Below are 19,675 nucleotides of genomic sequence, written 5' to 3'. Positions count from 1 at the left end.
CATGCTAAACAAACTCATCGACCTGGGGGTCGAAAACCGCCTACTGGTGGTACTGGCGCTGCTGGCTACCGTGGTAGGCGGCATGCTGATTCTGCCCAACCTCAACCTGGACGCCTTCCCTGACGTCACCAATGTACAGGTCCAGATCAACACCGAGGCACGCGGTCTGGCCGCGGAGGAAGTTGAACAGCTGATCACCTTCCCTATCGAGGCGGTGATGTACGCACTACCGGACGTGGAGGAAGTGCGCTCGATTTCCAAGACCGGTCTGTCGGTCATTACCGTGGTGTTCAAGGAAGGCACTGATATCTACTTCGCCCGCCAGCTGGTGTTCGAGCGCCTGCAGGCGGCGCGCGAACAGATACCGGAAGGCATCGGGACACCGGGTATCGGACCCAACACCTCGGGGCTGGGGCAGGTCTATCAATATATCCTGCGCGCAGAAGACCCTGAAAAATACGATGCCATTGCGCTGCGCAGCCTCAACGACTGGATCGTGAAACTACTGCTGATGCCGGTGGGCGGTGTGACCGAGGTCTTATCATTTGGTGGCGAAGTACGCCAGTACCAGGTGCAACTCGACCCACAGCGGTTACTCGCGTACAACCTGACCGGAGACGATGTGGCAGAGGCTGTCGAGGCGAATAACCGCAACGCCGGCGGCTGGTATATGAACCGCGGTGAGGAACAGCTGGTGATACGCGGCGTCGGCTGGGTGCGCAGTGGCGAGGACGGCCTGCGCGACATCGGCAACATCCCGCTCAAGGATGTTGATGGTGTAGTCGTGCGTGTCAGCGATGTGGCACGCGTCGATTTCGGTCCGGAGATCCGCCAGGGGGCGGTGAGTATCACGCGCCGCGATGCCGATGGCAACCCGGAAGCGCTGGGTGAAGTCGTCGCAGGTGTAATATTGAAACGGCTCGGCGCAAACACCAAGGCTACTATCGACGGTATTGAATCGCGTATGCCGGCGATCCGGACCGCACTGCCGGATGGCGTGACGCTGGAACCTTTCTACGACCAGGCCAGCCTCGTCGACCAGGCGGTGAACACCGTCACGAAAGCCCTGCTGGAAGCCTTCGTGCTGATCGTCATTGTACTGATGCTGTTCCTGGTCAATCTGCGCGCCACCTTCCTGGTGCTAATCTCGGTACCGATCTCCATCGGCCTGGCGCTGATGGCCATGGCATACTGGGGCGTCTCAGCGAACCTGATGTCGCTTGGCGGACTGGCGATTGCCATCGGCATGATGGTGGACGGCTCGGTGGTGATGATGGAACACATTTTCAGTCACCTCACCACGCCGGATGCAGAGCATCATGAAAAGGTGAAACGCGACATCGCACCGGGTGGAGAACACCCCTACAATGCGGGCCACGACAAACACGGTATCGCCCTGCGTATTCAGGAGTCGGCGCGTGAAGTCGGCCGACCGGTGTTCTTTGCCGTGCTGATTATTATCATTGTTTTTGCGCCGCTGTTCAGCCTGGAAGGCGTCGAGGGCAAACTGTTCCAGCCTATGGCGATATCCATTGTGCTGGCCATGCTGGCCTCGTTGATAGTAGCGCTGGTGGTGGTACCGGCACTGGCGACTTACCTGTTCACACGCGGCGTGAAACACAAGGATAGCCCGGTAATACGGCCACTGGAACGTTTTTACCGGCACGCGTTGCCCTGGGCGCAGCAACACCGCAACAGGGTGGTGGTCAGTGCCCTGTTGCTATTCATCGGTTCGCTGGCACTGGTGCCGTTTCTGGGCACCGAGTTCGTGCCAGAACTGGAGGAAGGCACGCTCAACATCCGCGTTACCCTGGCGCCCTCTTCCAGCCTGGATACCGCACTTGAAGTGGCCGGCAAGCTGGAAGCTGAATTGATTCAGTTCCCGGAAGTGCTATACGCCACCAGTCGCGTCGGGCGCCCCGAGATCGGCGGTGACCCGGAGCCGGCATCCAACGTGGAAATTTTTGTCGGGCTGAAGCCGGTGTCGGAATGGATCAGTGCGGACAACCGCCAGGCTTTGCAGAAACTGATGGAGAAGAAAATGTCCAGCCATCCGGGCCTGCTATTCTCCTTCTCGCAACCCATCGCTACACGCGTTGACGAGTTGTTATCCGGTGTTCGTGCACAGCTTGCCATCAAGCTGTTCGGCTCAGACCTTGAACTGCTGGCACAGAAAGGCAGTGAAATAGAAGCGCTGGTGAAAAAGGTCGAGGGCACGCGTGGCGTAGCCATGGAACAGATTGGCGGCGAAGCCCAGCTTGCAGTTCGACCGGACCGGGATGCACTGGCACGCTACGGTATCCCGGTGGCGCAAGTAATGGACCTGGTTGCGGACGCCATCGGCGGCCGCGAGGCAGGCCAGGTGATCAAGGGGAACGAGCGCTATGACATCTACGTGCGACTGAGCGAAGAATACCGCGACAGCGTCGAAGCCATACGCAGCCTGATACTTCAGGCGCCCGGTGGCGCCTGGGTACGACTGGGCGACGTGGCGCAAGTTGCCATCGAGTCCGGCCCGCCACAGATCCGGCGTGACGATGTGCAACGCCGCGTGGTCATCCAGTCCAATGTCGAGGGCCGCGACATGGGCGGACTGGTGGCGGAACTGCAACAGCGCATTAATGATGAAATCGAACTACCGGCCGGTTACACCGTGGTATTCGGTGGCCAGTTCGAGAATCAGCAACGCGCGCAGTCACGCCTGATGATCGTCGTACCGCTGTCACTGGGACTGATCTTCCTGTTGTTATACTTCGCCTTCGGCTCCGTTGGACAGGCCCTATTGATTATGCTGAATGTGCCGCTGGCGCTGATCGGCGGTATCGCGGCACTGTTCATCTCCGGGCAGTACCTGTCGGTACCGGGCTCCATCGGCTTCATCGCCTTGTTTGGTGTCGCCGTTCTTAACGGCGTGGTGATGGTTAATGCCATCAACCAGCGCATCATCGACGGTACGGGCCCCGACAAAGCCGTATTCGAAGGTGCCCTGTCCCGCTTGCGGCCCGTGCTGATGACGGCTTCCATTGCGGCGTTGGGGTTGATTCCCATGTTGCTTTCGTCAGGGGTCGGCTCAGAAGTACAACGGCCACTCGCCACTGTGGTAGTCGGTGGGTTGTTTTCCTCCACCTTACTGACGCTGTTCATTCTCCCTGTGTTATTTAAAACCTTTTCACGCAGCTACTTTGTCGATGAATAACACCCGTGAGTAACTGCGATGACAACTGTGGCGTGAACCTAAAACAGGCTAATGCTGCCGAGCGGCGCGTGCTAACAATTGTGTTGTTGATCAATGCCGGCATGTTTGTTGCCGAATTCGGCGCCGGCCTGTGGAGTGGATCGACCGCCCTGCTGGCGGATTCGCTGGATATGCTGGCCGATGCGCTGGTGTATGCACTCGGCTTGTTCGCCCTGGGCCGCGCTGCTCACTGGCGCGCACGCGCGGCACTGACCAGCGGACTGTTGCAACTACTACTGGGTGTCGGCATTGCTGTTGAGGCGATGCACAAGTTGGCGGAAAATGAGTTACCCGATGCGGCTACCATGGGATGGTTTGGTGTGCTGGCGCTGTTGGCGAACGCGCTATGCGTTGCCCTGTTGGCACGTTATCGGAGCGGAGACATCAACCTTCGAGCAACCTGGATCTGCTCGCGTAACGACATGATCGGTAACGTCGGCGTATTGATCGCGGCAGGCCTGGTCGGTTGGCTGCAATCGGCATGGCCGGACATTCTGATCGGCCTGCTCATCGCCGGCATTGTGATACGTTCGGCCTGGGCGGTAATTCATGAAGCCCGTGAGCAACTCGCGGATCATCACTAAGCAATTCAGCCGGGCTGATCGGCTCCATCAATGTTTTCAATGATAGGGCATCCATCGCTGGAACCCCGGCACAGATTGACCAGCAGCCGTAATTCTTTGCGCAAAGTATCGAGTTCCTTAAGTTGTTTTTCGACTTCTGCAAGTTTGTTACGCGTCAGTTCACGTATTTCATCGCGAGCGTGTTGTGGATCTTCGCGCATTTGCAGCAGATCGCCAATCTCTGCCAGGCTAAAATTCATTTTCTGGGCACGTTGAATGAATCTCAAACGTGAGATATCGCGCTCCTGGTACTGTCGGATACCCGATGCGGTCCGCGATACCCGGGGCAAGAGACCGATCTTCTCGTAATACCGTAAAGTATCCGCGCTCAAGCCCGTGAGATTTGTAATATCACCAATCCGATACAGTTTCATAGCGCCTCAATATTTTATGATGAACAGGTATTCGTTGAGCAGATAAAGCCCGGTCAGAATCAGCGTCACACCCGCAAGGATTTCAAATCCTCTCTGGTGTTGCGAAATCAGCTGCAATGATTCCAGCCATCCCATACTCCAGGCACCCAATAGAACGGGAATGGTGCGCCCCACAGCAAATGCCAGTAGAAGCGCGAACGCGAAAGGCACCGAACCGATCGCTGCACTCGCGGTAAGTGCGACCAACAGCGCGGGTGCACAGAATGGACACACCGCTACCGAGAAAGGAATCCCCAGTAGAAAGGCACCCCAAAGCCCCGGAACCTTACGGCCGCGCACCGCAATCCAGGGTAGTCGCACCTTGATCCAGCCCGGCCAGACAAGACCGAGAACAATCAGCAAGGGCCCCAGAAACAACCCCCACGCTCTTCCCATCACGTGCTGTACCCACTCACCGCCCAGCGCGGCCGTCACGCCGAGTACGACATGTGTCACAATCATGCCTGCAACGAAAGCACCCCCCATCAAGACGGCGCGGCGTTCTTCATGGGCCTTGGTCACATAGGCGAGCATCACCGGGATAGAGGCAAAAGACACCGGGTTAAAGCTGAAAATAAAACCCGCCAAAAAACTGAGACCGATACCTGCCCAACTGGCGTGCTGAAGTGTTGCCTTGAGCATGTCTGTATCGACACCCAACGACGGTATGAGTAGATACAAGGCGACACCAAACAGCAGGACGGCTGTCAGGTAAGGACTACCCTGGGCGGCGCGGTTAAGTAACTCACGGCCATCCTCGTGTAACCCGAGCCAGGCGGTGACAACCATGGGCAGCGTAAACAGGCTACCAAACAGCAGCCCCGCCAAAGCGGCAAACGCAACCGAATCCACGGTGGCCGCAATACCGGCGACCACCGCAAACAGCGGAATCGTGCATGCCGGCAAGGTCATCCCGAGTTGTACCGCAAACGGCAACGACTTTCCCGCCGGCAGTACGCGGAAAAATGCCAGGTGGGGTATCGGGATGTACATAAAGCGAGAGACAATGTAGACAAGCGCAATGGCGCTCAGAATGATGCTGGGTAACCAGGCTCCCCAAACCGGTGGCTCCGTTACCAGCACGATGACGACGAACAAGACGACCAACAGTGCCACGCGGGACAGCCAGACCGTCAGGAGATTCTGGCAACAGTGACGACCCGCCCGTTGGTGCGCACGCACGGAAAACAGCGTATGCGTCGCGATCGTACAAGGCTCAAAAAATGCCAGCAAACCCAGCAGGGCGGCACTGGTAAGCAGTAAGGTTGTCATGCCTGCTCTCGCTTGGCATCGACCCCAAGCCGGGTTTCCAATGCCGCACGTAATTTACGCACCGACGGCAATCCGGAAAAGAGCAATTCACCATTGATCGCGATAGCTGGTGTCGACAGGACACCTAGCTCGACTGCGTAGTCCAGTTCATCCAGAATGTTGACTTCACGCCAATCGATTTTATCTCCACCCAGTTCATCAACAAGTTTACGCAGCGCCTCCTTTGCATGCCCGCACTTGCTGCAACCGGGGGAAGAAAATACTTCCACTTTAATGCTCATAAATCTTTCATCTCCGAAGATATCGTTCTTCCTGCCGGTTATTCACTCTACATATATAACTGAAAATGGATCGACCCGGTGTGCGATCTCCATACAACAAGCACGAGTGTTATCAATAAACCTCGTAGCATAGTGACTCTCCGATGGTTAAAGGGTTTATGGCTTTGGCCTCCATTTCTGAATGCGGTTATTGGCAAAATCGGCCACAAAAACAGTGCCATCGCGTGCTACTGCGACCGCAATTGCCTTTTCGAACTGGCCTGGCCCCGTACCCTTGTTACCGAACGTCGACAGGAAAGTGCCATCAGGTGAAAACTTCTGCACCCGATTGTTGTAGAAGTCGGCCACTAAGACGTTACCACTGCGATCTATCGTTATTCCGGTGACAGTAGCAAACCAGCCGTTGAAAGGTCCGAAGATGTTCATACCGAAAGGCCCACCCCACTTGAGCAAGAAACTGCCATCCGGGCTGAACACCTGAATCCGGTCGTTGTAGCCATCTGCCACGTACAGGGTTCCGTCGTCCGCCAGTGCCACATCGGTCGGGTAATTGAACTCACCCGCCCGAATGCCAACCTTGCCGGTTTGACCCCACTGTCTGACGAAAGCACCGTCGGCGTGAAGCTGCTGAATACGCTGGCCATAAAAATCGGCGACATACAGGTCGCCATTGACGGCCACCGCCACGCCACCCGGCGCGTTGAACTCACCGGGACCCTTTCCTGCCTTGCCGATGCTGCGACGCTGTACGCCATCCAGGCTGAATACCTGAATACGGTCGTTCCAGTAATCAGCCACATATAACTCATCACCGGCGATGCTGAGGTTCATGGGACGGCCCAGTTGTCCCGGCTCATCACCTTTGGTCCCGAACTGGCGTTTGAAGTGCCCGTCGAAATTGAACACCTGGATGCGGGCATTGCGCGCATCACTGACGAAGACTTCGGTAGCCGTGACCTCAATCCCGGTCGGATCGTGAAACTGACCGGGTGCGGCGCCCGGTTCGCCCCAGGACGCGACAAACACATAACCGGGTTCCTGCGCTGAGGGTATCCAGACCAGCCAGACAATCACTGCCAGTCCCAACAGCAAGACGGTGACCCCACCCAGTGCTTTCAAAATCTTTTTTCCCATGATGGCCACCTTCTCCCGGCTCACTCAGAAATTGAAGCGGACGCTGATCCGCGCGATGTAGTCATTTTCCAGGGCATCGCCGTTGAGGTTCTGTACCACGGGAACCTGTATGGCTGTCTCGGCAATCCAGCGCCGGGTGACATATTGTATACCCGGCGTCAGAAACAGCCGGGTGCCGCCGGAATCGGGATTTGACTGACCATTGACCTGGTTCTTCTGTTGATGAATCAGGTTGGCCTCAATGACACCGTAGAAAAACGCAGGCACACCACTGCCCAGCGTTCGCGGCCACAAGCGATACTGCAAGGAGCCGTCGAGCCGTGCCACATCACCGGCCTCAAAGTCGTTTGCCTCGTTATTCATCTGATAGCTGAACTGGCCGTCAATCTGGTAATCCAGTGTTTGATAAGTGCTCACCACACCGACTAACGGATCCCATGAACCTGAACCGACCTGAACGCTCGGGGGTAACACACTCATGGAATCCCGCTTGTCGTCGTCTCCCGTGGGCGCCTTGATACCGGCAAACGGAGCGATGCGAAAATTACGCCCTCGCCGATCCCGCTGTACCAGCGTGTAGCGGCCAAATACCGTGAGGTCGCCGAAGCCACTGGCACTGCGCGATACGCGCTGACCGGCGACCGTCAGTTTCAGTTCATTGTCGCGATAAGGCAGTACACCAAACAGTGCGAGCTTGCCGCTGACGCCATAACCGAGTACCGACACGGCCGCTTTCGCTGTGCGGTCCCGATTCAGGTTGCCTGGATCGTCGTCGGACTTATTAATAATAAACTGCTCGCGTACCAGGAACTCATTTTTTGCAACGGGTAATGCGGTATTGAACGTAACTGGAGCGCTCCAGGCGCTTCCCATACCAATCACCACACTCCCCCCAACTAGGGCTAAGGCAGTAAAAACTCTACGGAAGACGTGGTGGCCGCTATTCGGGTTCATGACGTTTCTCCCCATTACGTTGAGAAAAAGCACGCAGGGTAAAGCCCGCATCCTTGACCTTCTCGCGTGCAAGACCTTCAGCGAGAGGGACACCTTCAGTCATGATCACAATGACCTCGCCCTTCTTGATATCGACCTGGATGTCGTCAACACCTTCGATAGAACTCAACTTCTTCTCGATGCCATAGGCACAGAACGGACAGGCCAAGCCGTCCACCTGAAGGGCGTATGATGGCCCTGATGCTTGAGCGATGGGTATCAGAAACAGCAATGTTAGCGCAGCGATACTATGACGGATTATTTTCATTGCAGGATTCTCCTTTTAACGATTTCAGAGACCCATCCAGATGCGTAATGGTAAAGCGAGGAACGCTGCAAAAAAACCGATACACCAGATGACAACGGAGGACCAGTAAAGTCGCCGGTTCCACTTCTGGGTCGTATTGCATAACTGGCCCAGTTCAGGATCAGTCGGGCAGGTTCTTGCAGGCCGGTACATAAGCCAACCGGACAAGACCAGCATCGCGCCCGAGAAAGCAAACACCCAGGTCTTGTGCAGACTGAGCGTGATCAGCAGTGGAAAACTGCTGGTCAGTGCTGCGACTGTTGATCCAAAACCCAGTGATACAAAAATGATGGGCAGCGCACAACAAACCAGTGTGCCGGTAGAGGCAAACAGTGTCAGCCAGGTGGTTTTCAGGGCCGAAGTACCCCGGGTCGTTGCATCATTCATTTTTCGCCCCCTCTTCAAGCGGCTTCACCGTCATGCTGCGGTAGGTAAAGCCGGCATCCTGAAACAGCGTTTTCATCTGCGACCCTGTCAACTCGACGCCTTCGGCCACGTCCACAACGACCAACCCGGCGTTGAGATTGACGTCGATCTTCTCAACGCCGTCAATCGCCTTCAGCTTCTTTTCAATCCCGTAAGCACAATAGGGACAGGCCAGACCATCGACACGCATCCGGTACTCGATGCCGGCCGCGAGCGTCGCAGCGCTCCAGACTATACTCAACAACATGGTGGCGATTACTTTCTTCATGGTTCCACCTCGATGTAATTCAACGTTCACAAATGCCATTACAGAATCAGCCGGGCGCGGTAGTCGCTACTGTCCTGGCGACCGTGCAAATTGCTGACGATCGGGATCTGTACACCAGCCTTGACGGCGATAGCGGACGCTGGCCCGGCAATAACTTTTGCGGCTCTCATATCCGTTTGTTTGCTCAGTCTGTTCATGACCACATTCCACTTTACTCACACTGTGACAACCTGGAGTACCCTCCAGGTTCAACAACTGATTCAGAAAAATACCCGCCGAGAGACAGCCTAAAGCCTGGAGTCAACTCCATGTCAAGTCCCTTGGGTAACTTATTCAGGAATATGCGGTTCGTAGTGTGAATCGGCACTCAGCTTTAGCTCAGCCGACCGTCTGGGGTTTTACCCCGTGTCCACGGACGGTTGAGTTAAGAATAGAGGCCGGAGGCGTCTTCTATACCGGTATACCGGGGGAAGTCCACGCAATTGGTGCGCCACACCCTCGCTTCGATGATGTTGATGGCGGGAGAATTATCCAAACGGGTAGCGATGCAGATGGGACATACCGATTGGACCTTCACTGCAAGAACCTATAGCCGATTCATTTCTGACGATGCACTGGATGCAGGGGAGAAGGCGATTGAGCGTTGGGGCACTGCTGGAAAAACATCGTTGTTCAGATCGGCGAATCAGTATATTACTTGATTTTAATGGCGGAGGAGGAGGGATTCGAACCCTCGATACGGTATTACCGTATACACACTTTCCAGGCGTGCTCCTTCAACCACTCGGACACCCCTCCGGGAAGCCGCGCAGGATATAACGGATGCCCCTTAAAGGCAATCCGGTCAGGAGATAATCCGCGCCGGGCCGCGCTTTGGCGGACGTTTTGTCTGGCTTCGCTGGGCCTTCTCGCGGGCCCGCTCGGCTATGTTGCGGGTCATGCCATGCAGGGCTTCTGCGGCATTGAAATATTCGCGCGCGACGTCGGCAATCTTACGCCGCTGGGAGCGCGCCTCATCGCGCATGGCGTCAAACGCCTGGATAGCGGTGAAACCACAGCGCTCCATAAGGATACCCACCACCATACTGATTTCACGACTTTGCGACAGAGCCTTGTCCATCTGCTCCATGGACTCTTTCATGTGACGCATGTCATCGGCGCGGCGTAGCGCAGCCTGTACAGCCGGCACCAACTGGTCAGCCTCCAGCGGTTTAACCAGGTAGGCCAACGAACCGGCGTCAGTGGCGCGCTCTACCATTTCTTCCTCGCCATAGGAGCTGAGGGAAATAAACGGCAAGCCGGCGTTACGCAAACTGGCTGCCACCTCAAAACCGTCTTTCAGCGGCATACGCAGATCCAGAATGGTGAGGTCGGGGTGGTGTTCGAGTGCCAGTTTTTCAGCCTCATCACCATTGTGTGCCTGCAGAACATCAAAACCGGCGGCCTGCATAGCCAGGGTAAGCAGATCCAGGTCTTCCGGGTTGTCGTCGGCAACCAGTATTAAAGGCGCATTCATGGCAGGCTCTCCAGACATCACATCAACGTAAAACAAAAGCCGGCAGTAATCAGATACACTTCGGCCTTCAAAGCGGAGTATACACGTGAATATACTGACAGGTGATATAGGCGGCACTCACACGCGCCTTGCGACAGTCGAACAGGGGGCCGGTCGATTCCGTGTTGTCGATATCGCCCGCTACGCCAGCCCCGACTTTGATGGCCTGCTGCCGATCATCGAATCCTTTCTGCATGACCATCCACAAGTGCAACTGCAACAGGCAGCGTTTGGTGTGGCCGGGCCGGTTGTGAATGGCCGTTGCCGAACCACCAATCTGCCGTGGGAACTGTCTGCCAGCGAACTCTCTACAGCCCTTGGCATCCCTCACGTTCACTTGTTGAATGATCTTGAAGCGCTGGCCTGGGGGATCGATACGCTTGATGACAGTTCACTGGTTACACTGCAGGCGGGACACGCCAGCAATCAGGGCAACCAGGCTGTCATCGCGGCCGGTACCGGGCTGGGGCAGGCCGGGCTGACCTTCGACGGGGCGCAGCGGCGCCCTTTTGCCTGTGAAGGCGGACATACAGATTTTGCAGCACAGACTCAACGTGATACAGGCCTGCTACAGGCCCTGCAGTCACGCTATGGTCACGTCAGTTGGGAACGGACGGTGTCCGGAGCCGGGCTGGTGGAACTGTTTCGCTACCTGCTGGACAGCCAGGCCGCGACAACGCCGGGCTGGCTCGATGATCCACAACAGGATACCGCAGCGGCTATCAGCCAGCGTGCCCTTGCCGGTGATGATGCATTGTGTGCCGAAGCACTGGCGTGGTTTGTCGAGCTTTATGCCCGTGAGGCGGGCAACCTTGCGCTCAAGCTCAATGCCACAGGCGGTATATTTCTGGGCGGCGGTATTGCACCCAGGATATTGCCAGCGCTGAAAAAAAATTACTTTTTGCAGGCCTTTATGGACAAGGGAAGGATGCAACCACTACTGGAAGCCATGCCGGTCAAGGTGATTTGTGAACAGCACACCGCCCTGTACGGACTGGCACGTTACACTGGTCTCGCAAAAGCAGCTACTTGACAACTTTCAGTGATGGACGTGTTGGTGGTTCGGGTGTCTTGTCGCCGTCAGGATCCGGCGCATCCCCTTCTTCGCCGAACATCATGCCGCGGCCGTTTTCCTTGGCATAAATAGCCAGCACGGCGTTCATCGGTATGGATACCAGCTGGGAAACGCCGCTGAAGCGTGCAAGAAAACTGACTTCATCGTTGCTGATGCGCAGCCCCTCTACAGCGCTGGGACCGATGTTGAGAACAATCTTGCCATCCTGAATGTAGTTCTTCGGAACATCGACGCCTTCAGCATTCGCGTCAACCATCAGGTGGGGCGTGCACTGATTATCCAGCAACCATTCGTGAATGGCGCGAAGCAGGTAGGGCCGGTTCGAGGTCATTGCGCGCTAACGCTACTCGCGCATCTCCCGCTCGGACTCGGTGAGACTGTCCTGGAAAGACTCGCGGGCAAACAGGCGCTCGGCATAGTCCAGCACCGGTTTGGCCTGTGGCGGCAATTCGATGCGGTAGTGTTTCAAGCGCCACATGATCGGTGCCAGGCTGGCATCGACCAGCGAGAAATCGTCGCTGAGAAAAAACGGCTTGGCTGCAAATACCTCGGCGCTGGACGCCAGGCTGTCACGCAGGGCCTTGCGAGCCTTGGCGGCCGTCTTCTCGCCCTTCTCCATATCGGTCAGCAGCGAGTACCAGTCCTTCTCGATACGGTGCAGCGCCAGGCGGCTGCGGGCTCGCGAAACGGGATCAACCGGCATAAGCGGCGGATGCGGGAAACGCTCGTCGAGGTATTCCACAATGACCTGCGGGTCGTACAACACCAGCTCCCGATCCATCAGTGTCGGAACACTCTGGTAAGGGTTCAGGTCGATCAGGTCTTCCGGCAGGTTATCCGGGTCAACGTTGACGATTTCGACCGTAATCCCTTTCTCGGCCAGCACCATGCGCACGCGGTGGCTCTGCGGGCAAGTCGCATCGGAAAACAGGGTCATCACCGAACGGCGATTGGAAATTACGGCCATGCATTTTCTCCAGGTATTCGAACCTGACAGGCGAGGAGGTGCTTTACAGCATCACCCCGCCACAGGAATTAGTGAATGTCTTTCCAGTACTCTTTCTTGAGCAGGTAGGTAATGATAAACAGGACAAAAAGGAACAACAGTACCTTGATACCCAGTGCCTGCCGCTCCAGCTTGATGGGCTCTGCCATATAGGCCAGGAAGTTTACCAGGTCACGAACGGTGCGATCATACTCGGCCGGCGTCTGGCTGCCCTGTTCGACCAGCTCAAGTTCCACGATTTTTTTGTGCTCGTGGCCTTCGCTGTCGGTTTCGGTCTCGTAGACCGGCTTTTGCCAGCCCTGCAATTCCCACAACACATGCGGCATGCCGACCTTGTCGAATACCAGGTTGTTGACGCCAAAGGGGCGGCTGTCATCGAGGTAGAAGGTGCGCAGATAGGTGTACAACCAGTCGACACCACGTACACGGGCAACCAGCGTCAGATCCGGCGGCACGGCGCCAAAGTATTTCTTGGCATCCTTTGAGCTCAGCGCGATATCCATAGTATCGCCGGTCTTGTCACCGGTGAACATCAGGTTTTCCAGCACATCGTCTTCACTCATGCCCAGATCACGCGCCAGTCGGTTGTAGCGCTGGTATTTTGCCGAATGGCAGCTAAGGCAATAGTTCACGAACGTGCGTGCACCACGCTGTAACGATTCCTTGTTGGTCGGATCGATGTGGACTTTATCGAGATGCACTTCGCCACCGCTGGCCAGTGCCAGCGCGGGAGAAACAAGCAACAAAATAGCGAATAGTTGTTTTTTCATTGGATCCTTACCCCGTAACCCTGTCCGGAACCGGCTTGGTCTTGTCGATCCTGCTATAGATCGGCATACCAAGGAAGAAGGCGAAGTACACCGTCGTAAAGATCTGCGCCATCAAGGTCTTGGTGTCAGTCGGCGCCTGTGTACCGAGCCAGCCGAGTACCGCAAATGAGATAACGAACAGCGTCAGCATGGTCTTGTAGATTGGCCCGCGATAGCGGATCGACTTCGCCGGGCTCTTGTCCAGCCAGGGCAGGAAGAACATGATCACAACCGCACCGCCCATCACGACCACACCGAGGAACTTGGCGGTAAACGGCCCGAGGTCAATGGTTACCGCACGCAGCATGGCGTAGTAAGGTGTGAAGTACCACACCGGCGCAATATGTTCGGGTGTCTTCAACGGGTTGGCCGGCTCGAAATTCGGCTTCTCGAGGAAGTAACCACCGCCTTCCGGTACGAAGAAGATCACGATCGAGAAGAACATCAGGAACACCACCACACCGACGATATCTTTAACGGTGTAGTAGGGGTGGAACGGAATGCCGTCGAGCGGTATGCCGTTTTCGTCCTTGTGCTTCTTGATCTCAACACCGTCGGGGTTGTTGGAACCCACTTCGTGCAGCGCCAGGATGTGCATTACCACGAGGGCAATCAGTACCAGCGGAACGGCAATGACGTGCAGGGCGAAGAAGCGGTTCAGCGTGACATCGGAAATAACGTAGTCGCCGCGAATCCACAGTGACAGGTCATCGCCGATCACCGGGATGGCGCCGAACAGCGAGATAATGACCTGTGCGCCCCAGTAGGACATCTGGCCCCACGGCAGTAAATAGCCGAAGAAGGCTTCCGCCATCAGCGCCAGGAAGATCATCATGCCGAACAGCCAGATCAGCTCGCGCGGGCCACGGTAGGACCCGTACAGCAGGCCACGAAACATGTGCAGATACACCACGATAAAGAACGCCGAGGCACCGGTGGAGTGGATATATCGGATCAGCCACCCCCAGTCCACATCGCGCATGATGTATTCCACCGAAGCGAAAGCATCCGTGGCGGAGGGCTTGTAGTTCATGGTGAGGAAGATGCCGGAGATAATCTGGATCACCAGCACCATCAGTGCCAGCGAACCAAAGAAGTACCAGAAGTTGAAGTTCTTGGGAGCGTAATACTTGGCGAGGTGCTCGTCCCACATCTTGGTCAGGGGAAAGCGCGCATCAATCCAGTCACGCAGGTTGACTAACATACCCATCATGCAGCTCCTGTATCGTCGCCGACAAGGATCAGCGTGTTACTGATGTACTTGTACGGTGGCACTTCGAGGTTCAGCGGCGCCGGTACCCCCTTGAACACGCGACCGGCCAGGTCGAAGCGGGAACCGTGACAGGGACAGAAGAAGCCCCCCTTCCATTCCGGGTCATACGGCTGTGGTGTGGCTTCCGGCACGAAACTGGGCGAACAGCCAAGGTGTGTACAGATGCCGACGGCTACCAGGATCTTCGGCTTGATTGAACGCCATTCGTTCTGCGCATACTCCGGCTGCTGGGGCTCCAGTGACTCAGGATCCCGCAGGCGTGGATTAAGTGTCGGCAATGCCGCCATCATTTCCTCGCTGCGTTTGAGCACCCAGACCGGCTTGCCGCGCCACTGCACGCGAATCATCTGTCCGGTTTCCAGTTTACTGATGTCCGCCTCGACCGGTGCACCGGCCGCCTTGGCCCGCTCACTGGGCATCCACGACGCCAGGAAAGGAACCGCGGTATACACAGCACCTATGCCACCCACGACCGTTGCAGCAGCTGTCAGGAACCGACGCTTGCTGGTATCTACACCGTCACCACTCATTCAAATGGTCTCCACGCAAAAAATCACCGGCTGACACACACTTGGCGCACCGCCAAAACCGGCGAGTATTAGAATATTCAGATATACAAACCCATGTTCGAATAGCGGGCATAGCATGTCGGAACTGCCCCGACAGGTCAAGTGAAACTCCGCTGAAAAGCGCCGATCTGCACGACTTTTTCACACAGGATTATCTATATCGATAAAAAAATGTTCGATCCCGAAATAGTCTGCCAGGTGCTCGCCCAGCGCCTGTACGCCGTATCGCTCGCTGGCATGGTGACCGGCGGCAAAATAATGGATACCGTACTCGCGGGCAATATGCACCGTCGGCTCAGAGATTTCTCCGCTGATAAAGGCGTCCAGCCCACGCCGTGCGGCGGCTTCCAGGTACCCTTGTGCCGCACCACTACACCAGCCGATACGGCGAACCTGGACCGGGCCGGCATCGATATGCTGCGCCTCTCGCCCCAGCGCAAGACCGATTTGCGCCCCCAGTTGCGCGGCAGTCACAGGCTGGTCCAGGGTCGTCTCACAGGCCAGCTCCGGACCCTGTCCATCACCGAACCAGCCCTGTACTTCGAGGCCGAAACGCCGTGCCAGGCAGGCGTTATTGCCCAGCTTCGGGTGGGCGTCCAACGGTAGATGATAAGCAAGCAGATTGATGCCGTGCTCGAGCAGGGACTTGAGGCGCTGCCGCTTTATACCGGTGATACAGGCATCTTCCCCCTTCCAGAAATAACCATGGTGTACCAGCAGCAGATCGGCCTGTTGTTCCACCGCTGCCTCGATAAGGGCCTGACTGGCGGTAACACCGCTAACGATACGCGCGACATTCCTGCGTCCTTCGACCTGCAGGCCATTCGGGCAGTAGTCACGAAAACTTCCGGTATCCAGCAAACCGTTGCAATAGCGTACAAGTTCGTCGCGGCCTGGCACCTGTATTCCCCTTTGAAATCCCTGAAATTAGCCTTCACATCGCCGATCCGCAATAATTGTGCAAACCCTGACTAGCGAAGGCTCCATGAATATACGTGATACCGTTTCCTTTTTCCTGCAGGCCGCAACGGTCGGTATCGTTGCTGCATTTTTATTACTGCTGTTCAGACCGGAATGGTTTGAACGGCAGGCACCCGTCGTTGAGGTGCAGCAGGCTGCACCGCATACCGCGGCCAACCTTTCCCGCCAGACCGGTAACGGACCGGTATCCTATGCCGATGCCGTTGAACCGGCCGCGAAAGCTGTGGTTAACGTCTATACGGCCAAAGTCATCACCCGCAAACGCCACCCGTTGCTGGACGACCCGCTGTTCAAGCAGTTCTTCGGTAACCAGCTTGGACCCCGCAAGCGTCTGCAAACCAGCCTCGGCTCCGGCGTTATTGTTTCCAGACAGGGTTATGTACTGACCAACAACCACGTCATTACCGGCGCCGATGAAATCCAGGTGTTATTGCAGGATGGACGCAGTTCGCAGGCAACCCTGGTCGGCGCGGACAAGGACACCGACCTTGCCGTATTGCGCATCAAGCTGGATGACCTGCCGGCACTGCCTCTTGGCTCATCAGATAATTTGCGTGTCGGTGATGTGGCGCTGGCAATCGGCAACCCGTTTGGCGTGGGCCAGACCGTTACACTCGGTATCATCAGCGCGACCGGGCGCAGCCAGCTGGGGATCAACCGCTATGAAGACTTCATTCAGACCGATGCCGCTATCAATCCTGGCAACTCGGGTGGTGCACTGGTCAATGCCTGGGGTGAACTGATTGGCATCAACACAGCGATTTACAGTCGTTCCGGAGGGTCCCAGGGTATTGGTTTTGCGATTCCGGTCAGCCTGGCTGCCAATGTCATGCAACAGATCATCGAGCAGGGTCACGTGGAACGTGGCTGGCTGGGCATCGAGGCGCAGGACATTACGCCACAACTGGCTGAAAGCTTTGGACTCGATGACACCCGTGGCATGTTGATTGCCGGCGTGCTGCGCGGTGGCCCGGCAGATACGGCCGCTATAAAGCCGGGCGATGTAATCGAGCGCATCAACGGCAAGGATGTTGAGAATGCACGCTCGGCGATGGCTTTCATCGCCCAGCTCGGGCCAAACGAGGAACTGGTCATCGAAGGCGCACGCGACGGTGCGTCTTTTACGCTGAAAGCGACTACCGGCCGCCGTCCCGCGGTGGAACCCTAACGATCGACTCGCCTATTTGGCAGTGGCCTTCGCTTTCTTCGAATTAATGTAATCGTCGAGCTGCTTGCCGGTCACCGGACCGACCTGGCGTGCCACCGGCGATCCATCCGGCGCGATGATATAGGTTGTCGGCAACCCCGGCACAGAACCCAGCGGAGTCGAGGCCAGCGGCTCGGAACGCAGCACCGGGTAGGTAATCATCTGCCCTTCCACAAAGTCGGCCAGTTGCTCCTGGCTGATATCCTCGAAGTTGACGCCGAGCACCACCACATCCCCGCCCTGCTCACGGTGTTTTTCGTAAAAACTGACCAGGTCGGGAATCTCTTCCAGGCATGGCGGGCACCAGGTTGCCCAGTAGTTCACAATAACCCACTTGCCCTTGTAATCAGTCAGTGAATGCGTTTTGCCATCAAGATCGGGGAGACTGTAATCCACGGGCTCGGCAAACAGGGTGCTGGAAAACAGCAGGAAAAGCGTCAGAGTCAGGGCGCGCATACAGGGTTCCTTGGTGTTCCGGGTCCGTCATTGCGAGCGCAGCGAAGCAGTCTCCCGCAGCCTCGTGCCAGACGTTTTGAGATTGCTTCGCTGCGCTCGCAATGACAAGATACATTAGCAGCCCGGTACTTACCCGGACTGCGCATAAGACACAACTGCAAGTAGGACACAGCAATCGTACATTTTGTTCCCTTTCGCAGGAAAAGCCCATGAACGTCATTACCCAGGAAGACTTTATTCGGACGGTTGAAGGGGCGCTGCAATATATTTCCTATTATCACCCGCTCGATTTTGTCCACGCCATGCACCGCGCCTGGAAACTGGAACAGTCGCCAGCGGCGCGCGATGCTATTGCGCAGATTCTCATCAACTCGCGAATGTGCGCGGAAGGCAAGCGCCCGATCTGCCAGGACACAGGTATTGTCACGGTTTTTCTGGATATAGGCATGGACGTACGCTGGGACGCGGAAAAAAGTGTCGAGGACATGGTCAACGAAGGCGTACATCGCGCCTACCTCAACCCCGACAACCCGTTGCGCGCCTCGATTGTGGAGGACCCGGCCGGTGCCCGCCGCAACACCGGTGACAACACGCCGGCTGTGATTCACAGCCGCCTGGTGGCCGGCAACAAGGTTTCCATTACCCTGGCAGCAAAGGGAGGCGGTTCGGAGAATAAATCGCGCTTTGCCATTCTCAACCCGAGCGACAGCGTGGCGGACTGGGTCGTGGACCAGGTGCCGGGAATGGGCGCCGGCTGGTGCCCGCCGGGCATCCTCGGTATCGGCATCGGCGGTACATCGGAAAAAGCCATGCTGCTGGCCAAGCAATCACTCATGGCACCCATCGATATCCATGAGCTGCAACAGCGCGGTCCATCAAATACCGTTGAGGAATTGCGCCTGGAGATTCTCGACCGCGTTAACAAACTGGGCATCGGTGCACAGGGGCTTGGCGGCATGACCACGGTGCTCGACGTGAAAATCCTCGACTATCCCACGCATGCCGCATCCAAACCGGTCGCCATCGTTCCCAACTGTGCAGCCACCCGGCATATCCACCTGGAACTCGACGGCAGTGGCCCGGCGTTTGCCACCCCCCCCTCCCTCGATGAATGGCCACAGATCCCCTGGGACCCGACCACCAGCTCGCGTCGGGTCAACCTGGATGAGCTCGACGCTACCGCAATACGCGACTGGAAACCGGGAGAAACGCTACTGCTCAGCGGCCACCTGCTGACCGGTCGTGATGCGGCGCACAAACGCATTGTCGAAACCCTGGCAAAGGGCGAATCCCTGCCCGACGGACTGGATTTCCACAACCGCTTTATTTACTACGTCGGGCCGGTCGACCCGGTCGACGGGGAAGCTGTCGGCCCGGCTGGCCCCACCACCGCCACGCGCATGGACAAGTTCACCGATACCTTGCTGGAGAAAACCGGCCTGATCGGCATGATCGGCAAGGCAGAGCGCGGACCGGCGGCCATCGAATCCATCAAAAAGCACCGCGCGGTATACCTGATCGCCACCGGTGGCGCCGCTTACCTGGTGTCGAAAGCCATCCGCAAAGCACACGTCGTTGCCTGGCCGGAGCTGGGCATGGAAGCTGTCTATGAATTCCAGGTGGAGGACATGCCGGTCACGGTTGCCGTCGACACCACTGGTGTCTCTGTCCACCAGACCGGCCCCGCGGAATGGAAGCAACGTATCGCCGGTATAGAAATCGTCACAGAATAGTCCAGATTTGGCGTAACTTACCGATATAGAAGCCGTTAACCCATTAAAGGATACAAGGG

The 19,675-nt window shown here is 56.9% G+C and carries 22 protein-coding genes and 1 tRNA gene; 5 read left to right on the top strand and 18 right to left on the bottom strand.

Translation table 11 applies throughout. The features are described from left to right. Nucleotide 1: 1 nt before the first annotated feature. Entirely contained in the window at nt 2–3,196 is a 3,195-nt protein-coding gene (locus DFR30_RS05505; protein ID WP_132971705.1) for an efflux RND transporter permease subunit, read from the top strand. A 5-nt stretch (nt 3,197–3,201) separates the two neighbouring features. Further along, nucleotides 3,202–3,819: a cation diffusion facilitator family transporter gene (locus tag DFR30_RS05500; RefSeq protein WP_243640685.1), complete on the top strand. Its 618-nt coding sequence runs from the start codon at nt 3,202–3,204 to the stop codon at nt 3,817–3,819. Nucleotides 3,820–3,824: 5 nt separating this feature from the next. Here the strand turns inward: DFR30_RS05500 and DFR30_RS14650 are convergent, their stop codons facing one another. From DFR30_RS14650 to DFR30_RS05450, 11 genes are all read right to left on the bottom strand, one after another. Beyond that, nucleotides 3,825–4,232 (bottom strand): heavy metal-responsive transcriptional regulator, encoded by a 408-nt coding sequence (locus DFR30_RS14650; protein WP_132971704.1) that lies wholly within the window; start codon nt 4,230–4,232, stop codon nt 3,825–3,827. 6 nt (nt 4,233–4,238) lie between these two features. Then, nucleotides 4,239–5,543, bottom strand: coding sequence for a cytochrome c biogenesis CcdA family protein (locus tag DFR30_RS14420; protein ID WP_207891814.1), 1,305 nt, complete (start codon nt 5,541–5,543; stop codon nt 4,239–4,241). Beyond that, complete coding sequence (locus tag DFR30_RS05485; protein WP_132971703.1) at nt 5,540–5,824, bottom strand: thioredoxin family protein; 285 nt, start codon at nt 5,822–5,824, stop codon at nt 5,540–5,542. The genes DFR30_RS14420 and DFR30_RS05485 overlap by 4 nt, the downstream gene beginning before the upstream one ends. A gap of 156 nt (nt 5,825–5,980) precedes the next feature. Next, nucleotides 5,981–6,958 (bottom strand): NHL repeat-containing protein, encoded by a 978-nt coding sequence (locus tag DFR30_RS05480; protein ID WP_132971702.1) that lies wholly within the window; start codon nt 6,956–6,958, stop codon nt 5,981–5,983. A 24-nt stretch (nt 6,959–6,982) separates the two neighbouring features. Continuing rightward, the gene (locus DFR30_RS05475) at nt 6,983–7,831 is read right to left on the bottom strand and encodes a transporter (RefSeq protein ID WP_132971701.1); all 849 of its coding nucleotides are present in this window, start codon (nt 7,829–7,831) and stop codon (nt 6,983–6,985) included. A 67-nt stretch (nt 7,832–7,898) separates the two neighbouring features. After that, a complete protein-coding gene (locus tag DFR30_RS05470; RefSeq protein WP_132971700.1) occupies nt 7,899–8,219 on the bottom strand; it encodes a heavy-metal-associated domain-containing protein in 321 nt (106 codons plus the stop codon). 24 nt (nt 8,220–8,243) lie between these two features. Further along, nucleotides 8,244–8,645 (bottom strand): hypothetical protein, encoded by a 402-nt coding sequence (locus DFR30_RS05465; RefSeq protein WP_132971699.1) that lies wholly within the window; start codon nt 8,643–8,645, stop codon nt 8,244–8,246. After that, a complete protein-coding gene (locus DFR30_RS05460; RefSeq protein ID WP_207891813.1) occupies nt 8,638–8,952 on the bottom strand; it encodes a heavy-metal-associated domain-containing protein in 315 nt (104 codons plus the stop codon). Before DFR30_RS05460 ends, DFR30_RS05465 begins: the two co-directional genes overlap by 8 nt. A gap of 38 nt (nt 8,953–8,990) precedes the next feature. After that, entirely contained in the window at nt 8,991–9,149 is a 159-nt protein-coding gene (locus DFR30_RS14255; protein WP_165869100.1) for a hypothetical protein, read from the bottom strand. Nucleotides 9,150–9,659: 510 nt separating this feature from the next. Further along, nucleotides 9,660–9,750: transfer RNA gene (locus DFR30_RS05455), tRNA-Ser, on the bottom strand. Between the two features lie 46 nt (nt 9,751–9,796). Next, complete coding sequence (locus DFR30_RS05450) at nt 9,797–10,468, bottom strand: ANTAR domain-containing response regulator (protein WP_165869099.1); 672 nt, start codon at nt 10,466–10,468, stop codon at nt 9,797–9,799. An 85-nt stretch (nt 10,469–10,553) separates the two neighbouring features. Between DFR30_RS05450 and glk the strand changes: the two genes are divergently transcribed. Beyond that, nucleotides 10,554–11,540, top strand: coding sequence for a glucokinase (gene glk / locus DFR30_RS05445; protein WP_132971697.1), 987 nt, complete (start codon nt 10,554–10,556; stop codon nt 11,538–11,540). Here the strand turns inward: glk and DFR30_RS05440 are convergent. The 6 genes from DFR30_RS05440 to DFR30_RS05415 form a co-directional block, all read right to left on the bottom strand. Continuing rightward, a complete protein-coding gene (locus tag DFR30_RS05440) occupies nt 11,533–11,913 on the bottom strand; it encodes a ClpXP protease specificity-enhancing factor (RefSeq protein WP_132971696.1) in 381 nt (126 codons plus the stop codon). The two genes, glk and DFR30_RS05440, sit on opposite strands and share 8 nt — an antisense overlap. A gap of 12 nt (nt 11,914–11,925) precedes the next feature. Then, entirely contained in the window at nt 11,926–12,549 is a 624-nt protein-coding gene (locus DFR30_RS05435; protein WP_132971695.1) for a glutathione S-transferase N-terminal domain-containing protein, read from the bottom strand. Nucleotides 12,550–12,617: 68 nt separating this feature from the next. Beyond that, complete coding sequence (locus DFR30_RS05430; protein ID WP_132971694.1) at nt 12,618–13,358, bottom strand: cytochrome c1; 741 nt, start codon at nt 13,356–13,358, stop codon at nt 12,618–12,620. Nucleotides 13,359–13,365: 7 nt separating this feature from the next. Beyond that, nucleotides 13,366–14,610: a cytochrome b gene (locus DFR30_RS05425; RefSeq protein WP_481557196.1), complete on the bottom strand. Its 1,245-nt coding sequence runs from the start codon at nt 14,608–14,610 to the stop codon at nt 13,366–13,368. Then, complete coding sequence (gene petA, locus DFR30_RS05420; RefSeq protein WP_132971693.1) at nt 14,607–15,200, bottom strand: ubiquinol-cytochrome c reductase iron-sulfur subunit; 594 nt, start codon at nt 15,198–15,200, stop codon at nt 14,607–14,609. The genes DFR30_RS05425 and petA overlap by 4 nt, the downstream gene beginning before the upstream one ends. A 180-nt stretch (nt 15,201–15,380) precedes the next feature. Continuing rightward, a complete protein-coding gene (locus DFR30_RS05415; protein ID WP_132971692.1) occupies nt 15,381–16,139 on the bottom strand; it encodes a Nif3-like dinuclear metal center hexameric protein in 759 nt (252 codons plus the stop codon). Between the two features lie 85 nt (nt 16,140–16,224). Between DFR30_RS05415 and DFR30_RS05410 the strand changes: the two genes are divergently transcribed. Next, nucleotides 16,225–17,388, top strand: coding sequence for a Do family serine endopeptidase (locus tag DFR30_RS05410; RefSeq protein WP_132971691.1), 1,164 nt, complete (start codon nt 16,225–16,227; stop codon nt 17,386–17,388). Between the two features lie 12 nt (nt 17,389–17,400). On the opposite strand, the gene DFR30_RS05405 is transcribed toward DFR30_RS05410, so the two are convergent. Then, nucleotides 17,401–17,883, bottom strand: coding sequence for a TlpA family protein disulfide reductase (locus DFR30_RS05405; RefSeq protein WP_132971690.1), 483 nt, complete (start codon nt 17,881–17,883; stop codon nt 17,401–17,403). Nucleotides 17,884–18,092: 209 nt separating this feature from the next. Between DFR30_RS05405 and DFR30_RS05400 the strand changes: the two genes are divergently transcribed. Further along, nucleotides 18,093–19,616 (top strand): fumarate hydratase, encoded by a 1,524-nt coding sequence (locus DFR30_RS05400; RefSeq protein WP_132971689.1) that lies wholly within the window; start codon nt 18,093–18,095, stop codon nt 19,614–19,616. Nucleotides 19,617–19,675 lie beyond the last annotated feature (59 nt).

Source organism: Thiogranum longum (genome assembly GCF_004339085.1).
GTDB classification, from domain to species: domain Bacteria; phylum Pseudomonadota; class Gammaproteobacteria; order DSM-19610; family DSM-19610; genus Thiogranum; species Thiogranum longum.
Note: the sequence above shows the minus strand (reverse complement) of the source record. Positions and strands in the feature narration are given on the sequence as shown.

Coding starts and splice junctions, on each gene's coding strand:
- DFR30_RS05505 (WP_132971705.1), top strand. CDS start 2: ATGCTAAACAAACTCATCGACCTGGGGGTCGAAAACCGCCTACTGGTG.
- DFR30_RS14650 (WP_132971704.1), bottom strand. CDS start 4,232: ATGAAACTGTATCGGATTGGTGATATTACAAATCTCACGGGCTTGAGC.
- DFR30_RS14420 (WP_207891814.1), bottom strand. CDS start 5,543: ATGACAACCTTACTGCTTACCAGTGCCGCCCTGCTGGGTTTGCTGGCA.
- DFR30_RS05485 (WP_132971703.1), bottom strand. CDS start 5,824: ATGAGCATTAAAGTGGAAGTATTTTCTTCCCCCGGTTGCAGCAAGTGC.
- DFR30_RS05480 (WP_132971702.1), bottom strand. CDS start 6,958: ATGGGAAAAAAGATTTTGAAAGCACTGGGTGGGGTCACCGTCTTGCTG.
- DFR30_RS05475 (WP_132971701.1), bottom strand. CDS start 7,831: ATGGGAAGCGCCTGGAGCGCTCCAGTTACGTTCAATACCGCATTACCC.
- DFR30_RS05470 (WP_132971700.1), bottom strand. CDS start 8,219: ATGAAAATAATCCGTCATAGTATCGCTGCGCTAACATTGCTGTTTCTG.
- DFR30_RS05465 (WP_132971699.1), bottom strand. CDS start 8,645: ATGAATGATGCAACGACCCGGGGTACTTCGGCCCTGAAAACCACCTGG.
- DFR30_RS05460 (WP_207891813.1), bottom strand. CDS start 8,952: ATGAAGAAAGTAATCGCCACCATGTTGTTGAGTATAGTCTGGAGCGCT.
- DFR30_RS14255 (WP_165869100.1), bottom strand. CDS start 9,149: ATGAACAGACTGAGCAAACAAACGGATATGAGAGCCGCAAAAGTTATT.
- DFR30_RS05450 (WP_165869099.1), bottom strand. CDS start 10,468: ATGAATGCGCCTTTAATACTGGTTGCCGACGACAACCCGGAAGACCTG.
- DFR30_RS05440 (WP_132971696.1), bottom strand. CDS start 11,913: ATGACCTCGAACCGGCCCTACCTGCTTCGCGCCATTCACGAATGGTTG.
- DFR30_RS05435 (WP_132971695.1), bottom strand. CDS start 12,549: ATGGCCGTAATTTCCAATCGCCGTTCGGTGATGACCCTGTTTTCCGAT.
- DFR30_RS05430 (WP_132971694.1), bottom strand. CDS start 13,358: ATGAAAAAACAACTATTCGCTATTTTGTTGCTTGTTTCTCCCGCGCTG.
- DFR30_RS05425 (WP_481557196.1), bottom strand. CDS start 14,610: ATGATGGGTATGTTAGTCAACCTGCGTGACTGGATTGATGCGCGCTTT.
- petA (WP_132971693.1), bottom strand. CDS start 15,200: ATGAGTGGTGACGGTGTAGATACCAGCAAGCGTCGGTTCCTGACAGCT.
- DFR30_RS05410 (WP_132971691.1), top strand. CDS start 16,225: ATGAATATACGTGATACCGTTTCCTTTTTCCTGCAGGCCGCAACGGTC.
- DFR30_RS05405 (WP_132971690.1), bottom strand. CDS start 17,883: ATGCGCGCCCTGACTCTGACGCTTTTCCTGCTGTTTTCCAGCACCCTG.
- DFR30_RS05400 (WP_132971689.1), top strand. CDS start 18,093: ATGAACGTCATTACCCAGGAAGACTTTATTCGGACGGTTGAAGGGGCG.